At 35.2% G+C, this 7,132-nt stretch carries 4 protein-coding genes; 3 read left to right on the top strand and 1 reads right to left on the bottom strand.

Features of this window, described 5'->3' with window-relative positions; translation table 11 throughout:
• The coding region (locus ACKI67_RS06780) for an FMN-binding glutamate synthase family protein (protein ID WP_407462699.1) at positions 1-580 on the top strand (580 nt) is incomplete at its 5' end.
• Positions 581-3,244 (top strand): PEP/pyruvate-binding domain-containing protein, encoded by a 2,664-nt coding sequence (locus tag ACKI67_RS06775; RefSeq protein ID WP_407462700.1) that lies wholly within the window; start codon positions 581-583, stop codon positions 3,242-3,244.
• Positions 3,245-3,604: 360 nt separating this feature from the next.
• On the opposite strand, the gene ACKI67_RS06770 is transcribed toward ACKI67_RS06775, so the two are convergent.
• Positions 3,605-4,162 carry a PsbP-related protein gene (locus ACKI67_RS06770; RefSeq protein ID WP_407462697.1) on the bottom strand — a complete coding sequence of 186 codons (558 nt, stop codon included), beginning with the start codon at positions 4,160-4,162 and terminating at the stop codon, positions 3,605-3,607.
• 294 nt (positions 4,163-4,456) lie between these two features.
• Between ACKI67_RS06770 and ACKI67_RS06765 the strand changes: the two genes are divergently transcribed.
• Positions 4,457-7,132, top strand: a 2,676-nt coding sequence (locus tag ACKI67_RS06765; protein ID WP_407462695.1) for a chitobiase/beta-hexosaminidase C-terminal domain-containing protein, incomplete at its 3' end; no start/stop codon positions are given.

The raw sequence follows: 7,132 nt of genomic DNA, 5'->3' as shown, positions 1-7,132 counted from the left end.
AGTACCTATCATTGTGAAATTTGCATCTGGTAGAGTTGAACAGGATGTAAAGATTGCAGCTAAGGCAGGTGCAGACATAATTGTAGTTGACGGTATGCAAGGAGGAACTGGTGCTGGACCTGAAGTGGTTACAGAACATGCAGGTATTCCTACAATAGAAGCTATTGTAAAGGCTGATGATGCTCTTAAGGACATTAATTTAAGAAGTGAAGTAAGTCTCGTAGCTGCAGGAGGAATAAGATCAGGTGCAGATGTGGCAAAAGCAATCGCTTTAGGTGCAGATGCTGTCTATATCGCTACATCTGCACTCATTTCAATAGGATGTAAGGTTTGCCAATCCTGTTCTGAAGGTATTTGCCCTAAAGGAATTGCAACACAGGATAGGATGCTTAGAAGAAGACTGGATCCTATAAGAAAAGGTCAGCAAGTGGCAAACTATATAGAAGCAATGACTCAGGAAGTAACCTCATTGACTCAACAGGCAGGAAACACCGACATTGAAAATCTTGAACGTCAAGACTTGGTTGCCTTGACTATGGAAGCTTCACAATTAACAGGAGTGCCAATGGTGAGAAATTAAATAAGATTAGGAGATATTATTATGGCTGCATTCGAAAGAGTAAAATCAGGGATTCCAGGGCTTGATGAAGCTTTAGACAATATTCGTTTGGGAGATAATGTAGTTTGGAATGTTACAAATCTAAATGAGTTCTCTTACTTTGTCGATCCTTATGTCAAACAGGCGAAGGAGGACAATAGAAACTTGATATACATCAGGTTTGCTAATCATCATCCATTGATTGAAATGACAGATGAGGACTTCAAGCTGCTTGAAGTCGAGGAGAATAATCCTGAAACTGAATTTTGCATGATTGAACGTGATGGAATCAAGATTTATAAGGTCAATCCATACAATCAGTTTGAAACCTTTACATTGGAAGTTCACAGAATCATTGAAAAGGAAGGATTCGATGCATTCTATGTATTTGACTGCTTAAGTGACCTCCAAGCGGTTTGGTCTACAGATTTGATGATGGGTAATTTCTTTAAGGTTACCTGCCCATTCCTATTCCAATTGGATACTGTGGCGTATTTCCCAATCATTAGAGGAAGGCATTCATTTGATGCAATAGCTAAAATTCGTGAAACCACACAGCTATTCCTGAATGTACACTCCAATTCTCCTGAAGAGGTTTATGTTTCTCCACTTAAGGTATGGAACAGATATTCCCAGACCATGTTTTTAGGACATAAGTTCAACCCAAGAACAGGTTTTGTCAAGGTTTTGCAGGATGGTCAGGAAGTAAGCAAGTATTATAAGACCATCAATGATTCTGATAAGCATCAAGGCGGACAGATCTTGGACAGTTGGGAAAGATACATGCTTCAGGTTAGAATGAAGTATGAGGAAGGTCAGAATATCGATGATGAGTGTGACAAGATTTGTGAGCTGATGATGACAAAAGACGAGAAGATGCTTTCAAAAATAAAGGAGTACTTTACTTTTGAGGATTATATCACAATTTATGACCGCCGTGTAGGAAGTGGATCTGTAGGTGGTAAGTCCTGCGGTATGCTTCTTGCAAGAAAGATAATCGAAAAGGAGCGTCCTGACATATATAGAAATCTTGAACCGGATGATTCCTTTTACATTGGATCAGATTTATTTTATACATACATTGTTTCTAATGACTTATGGGACCTTCGTGTAAAGCAAAGGACTCCTGAAGGTTACTATAAATATGGAAAAGAGTTGGAAGAAGCTCTCAAAAAAGGTACTTTTTCCGAGGAAATCAAAAAGGGTTTCATACAGATATTGGATTATTTCGGTCAAAACCCTATCATTGTAAGGTCAAGCAGTTTCCTTGAAGACGGTTATGGAAATGCATTTGCAGGAAAATACGAATCAGTCTTCTGTGTAAATAGGGGCAGTCTTGAAGAGCGTCTGGCAGCCTTTGAAGAGGCGGTAAAAGTGGTATATTCAAGTACCATGAACATTTCCGCTTTGGAATATAGGAAAATAAACGATTTGGATGATACTGATGAGCAGATGGCTCTTTTAGTACAGAGAGTTTCAGGTTCCTATTATGGAGATTATTTCTTCCCAACAGCTGCAGGTGTAGGATTTTCATACAGCCCATATTCTCCACTGCCTGATATGGACAACAGCAAAGGAATGCTACGTCTTGTAATGGGTCTTGGTACAAAGGCAGTTGACAGGACTAAAAAGGATTATCCTAGAATAATCAATCTTGACAAGCCTGAAGTTACTATGGTTAAGGACATTAGGGAAAAGCACAGATATTCCCAACATTATCTTGATGTGATTGATTTGAAGGACATCAGCTTGCATGACATTCCTGTCGGTGAAGGTTTGGATGTTATTCCAAGATATGCAAAGAGGGTTCTGGTTGAACATGACCGTGAAGCTGAAAGAATGTTCCGTGACAGAGGCGAGCGCCGTGAAATAGTCTTCGTCAATTGTGAGGGACTTGTAAAGAATCAGGATTTCATTGATGAGATGAAGGAAATCATGGATACTTTGGAAACAGCTTATGATTATCCTGTTGACATTGAGTATACAGTCAATGTTGGAGAGGACAATTCATTCAATATTAACCTATTGCAATGCAGACCTCTGCAGGTTTCAATAAACAATGAAGCCATTGAAATGCCTGAGGACAAGAATGTCTTCTTCCATATCAAGGAATCTTCAATGGGTATGTCACGTAAAAGTGAGATAGACACAATCTGTTATGTTGATCCTCATAGCTATTATGAATATCCATATGCTCAGAAAAGTTCAATATCTCGTGTAATCAATGATGTGAATGCCTACTGCAAGGAAAACGGCAAGACTGCAATTCTAATAGTTCCTGGAAGAATAGGTACATCTTCTCCAGAGTTAGGAATTCCAGTGGTGTTTGCTGATATCAGCTATTTCTCTGCAATTCTAGAGGAATCATACAGTGAAGTGGGATACATGCCAGAATTATCATTTGGAAGCCATATGTTCCAGGACTTGGTTGAAGCGGAAATATACTATGGTGCATTGTTTGAAAATGAGAAGAATTTGGAATTCAATAAGGATATGATCTATGAACATAAAAACATCTTAAAGGACATAAATCCTAATCTAAGCGAGGAGATATATGATATGATTCAGGTCATAGACTTTGGTGATGACAAGGCGGAGTTCTATCATGACATGAATAAGGATGAGACATTGTGCGTTTTCAAATGATTTCACTTAAATTTAAATAAAAACAGTGGAATTCATATAATGTATTAACTGCAAATAAAATTCATATTGAAAAACATTCATTGTTTTTGGGCAGGCGGGAGGGACATATGCCTATTTGCAATAATTCTTTTTTGCACAAAAAGAAATTTGTAAAATAAAACCAAAACATAGGACAAATTTTGGTGTGATTAGTAACTCTATCTGAATTTTTAGAGTTTATTTTTTCAGGTAGGGTTATTTTTCACATTTTTTTTTAATTTATAATTTTTATTTTTTCATTTAGTTGCATCTGTTTTTTTTTAAAATAAGTTAGATTAGATTCAAGTTTTTTATTTTCTATTTAATAAAATAGTTTAGGAATTATATTCTCTCGTATGAATCTCCGTTTACTTTAAAAGCTGGTTTTAGAATCTTAAATGTTTGAATGACATCTACAAAAGACTTTACCGCCACTTGATCCCTATTGTTTTTGGTATAGAGTTCAAGGGAATATAAATTGTTGTCTTTTAAAATGGAATATTGCTCTACTTCCAATCCTTCATTTGTCAAATAAATCATGTCCCAAATTCCATAGTTATCAAAAGTTTCCATTCCAGACTGTTGAATTTCCCATTCTTTTGTTTTTAAATCGGTTTCTACAAGCTCCTTCAATTCTTCAACAGTATTTACCAAACATGGTTGTATGGATATTTTTACAATGGAATTGTTGGTTTTGTTTAATAATACACGGACAGTGAATTCATCTTCATCTTCGCTTTTAAGTTCTTGCCATAAGAATGGATATTCAAAGCTAACGTATCCGTTGTTAAATCCTTTTTTCATTTGCTTTAATGTCTCTTCTGCACTAAGTGTCTTAGGTTGGCCCTTTTCATCATTGCCTAATTCCAATACAAATTTATCCTTGTTTCCTTTAACCATTTAAATCACAATCATTATTTTTTTAATTTTATCTTAACTTTTTATAGTTTTATAATTAAGATTATTTAATAATTGTTATATGAAACTAGTTCATTGAGATTAAAAAATCACTTCCATATTCCAATATATTGTTTTGAATATTCTTAAAATTTTCAAGTTTCTAACTGTTTCCTTAATTTTTTAGAAAGTTTTATATTTTTTGTTTAATATATTTTTATTTATATTCAGTTTCATTTCATTTTTTTATTATTCTATTCAATTTTGATATATTATTTTTAAATTTTATTTGGGGGAATGAGTCTTATGTTTGTTAGGAATTGGGGTAAATCTTTGTTTTGTGTTCTTTTAGTTTGTGTTGTATTCTTGTCCCTGTCTTTTTCTTTTGCTGCTGAGGATATGGATCTTTCTTTAGAGGATAATTATGAGGAAAATGTGGTTTTGTCAGTTTCTAATGAGGAAGTTTATTCAGATTTAAAATGCGCTTCTGATTCCGATGAGAATGTTTTGGAGGATGATGGCGATGAGGGAGATGATGATGCATTTAATGAGGATGATCCATGGGTTGAAAATTTGGAAGAGGATTCTCATGATGAGGAGTTTGAGTTCATTTCAGGATTTGAACCAGGAATAGGCCCTGGGATGAATCCTATGGACAATCGTGCTTCAACAAAGCTGGTTGTAAGCAGCTTCTCCAAATATTATCGAAACGGCACCCAGTTAGTGGGTTACCTGCAGGATGCAAGCAACAACCCATTGGTAGGCAAGACAGTCCAGATTAATATTGCAAATGCCAATTACACACGCACAACCGATGAGAACGGGGGTTTCAGATTGAACATCAACCTTAAGCCTAACAATTACACATCCGCCATCAGTTTTGCAGGAGACTCCAACTACAAGCCATCAAGCAAGACCATAACAGTCAAGGTCTTCACCATGCCCACCAGCATAACCAGCTCCAATCTTATAAAATATTACAGGAATGCCAGCCAATTGGTTGCCCAATTGAAGGATGTTCACGGCAACCCCCTCGTTGGCAAGAACATCACAATAACAATCTTAGGTAATGTTTATCAACGTGCAACCGATGATGACGGTTATATCCATATGAATATAAATATGCATCCTCGCGTCTGCAATGCCACCTTAAACTTCACGGAGAATGGTTATGTGAGTTCCAAGAAGGTTGTCAGCATAACTGTTCTGGAGATGCCGACAAGCATAGTCAGTTCCAATCTTGTGAAATATTATCGCAATGGTTCCTATTGGGTTGCCCGTTTGCTTGACGGCAATGGAAACCCATTGGCCGGGAAAACATTGACTTTCAATATTGACACCCATACATATACCAGAGTCAGCGATGATGACGGGTACTGTTACATGACCATCAATCTGCGCCCAGGCACCTTCACAGGAACAGCCAGCTTCAGCGAACAGTACTACACCAGCAGCAGCAAAACCATTTCAGTAAATGTCTTGAACCCTCCTATCCCTATTGTAAATCTTGATAGTGGCATCTATAATGACAGCAGTCTGCTTGTTAATTTTTCCGCTTACCTTGAGAACGTCACTGTTTTCTGCAGCTTTGACAATGGCAGCACATGGTATGAAGGCTTAGGGGAACTTAGCTTTAATGTTAGTGCAGGAAATTGGTCTGTTCTCTCTTATGTTGGCTTGAACGGACATAATAGTTCAGTCATTTCTAGGAATTTTGTCGTTGATTATAGCGCTCCTTTCGTTTGGGCAAGCAATGGATCAGCAATCTATAATGAATCATTCTATGTTGACTTATATGCTTTAGATGATGTTGATGATAATCCTTTGATTTATTATACTTTAGATGGTTCCCTGCCTGATGAGAATAGTAATCTTTATAACGGCTCAATTTTCATTTCTAATTCTTCAACTGTCACTACTTTACGTTTTATTAGTGTTGATAAATCAGGTCAAAGGGGTGATGTGGTAAATATTTTCTATTTCTTCGGCGATTTGGTGGCTAATTTGAACAATGGTAAAACTTTTTCTTGTATTCAAGATGCAATTGATGATAACGAAACACATGATGGTGATGTAATAGAGGTTAGTGAAGATTTAACAGAGAGCATTATTTTAAATAAAAGTGTTTACTTAAGAGCATGTGATTTTAAAGAGGTGACTTTATCTAATGGTTTGGGAAGTTTCATAATCCTAATGGATAATGTTGTCAATTCAACTATTGAAGGTTTCATTCTCAACAATACCTTTTCAAATAGTGGCTCTATAGTTATAAACAATTCTTCAAATGGTTTAATTTATGATAATACTTTTTTATCATATTCTTTTTCTTCTATTAGCGATTATTATTTTGTTGATGGGGTCATAGAACCTTGTCTTTCATCTGGTAACCTATCTATTGCATATAATAGATTCTATGGGGATACTTTTGCTAATATTTATTTATTAAATGCTAATAATTTCAAATTTGATAGTAACATTATTAATGGCTCTGAAAATATTAATATGGGTTGTTCATATTATTATGGAATTCTTATAAATTCATCAATTAGATCTTTCTTTAAAGATAATGTTGTTGTAGGAGGAAATGTTGGTGTATTTTTAAATGGGGATGAAAATTATTTTTTAAGAAATGTCTTTTTGGAAAATTTTAAAGGAATTTATATCAATGGTAACGGCAATAGTTTTATTTCAAATGATGTAGTGGATAATAGTTATGGTATTTTTTCAGATTTTTCTTATGATTTGACTGTTAATTTTAACCGTATTGTGGATAATGATTTTTTTGGTTTGTATGTTATCAATGGTAATGTAGATGCTTTAAATAATTGGTGGGGGCATAATAATGTAAATTATGATTCAATTGATGAGGTGGATATTTATCTTTCTAACTCTTCAGAGATTTCTTTTGAAGAGTTTATGGTTTTGCGAGTTTATGAATCTGATTATAAAATTGAAGATGGTCAAGTGAATAAT

This window comes from Methanobrevibacter sp. (assembly GCF_045577275.1).
Classification (GTDB): Archaea; Methanobacteriota; Methanobacteria; order Methanobacteriales; family Methanobacteriaceae; genus Methanobrevibacter.
The sequence above is the reverse complement of the archived record's forward strand: the minus strand, read 5'-3'. Positions and strand labels throughout refer to the sequence as shown.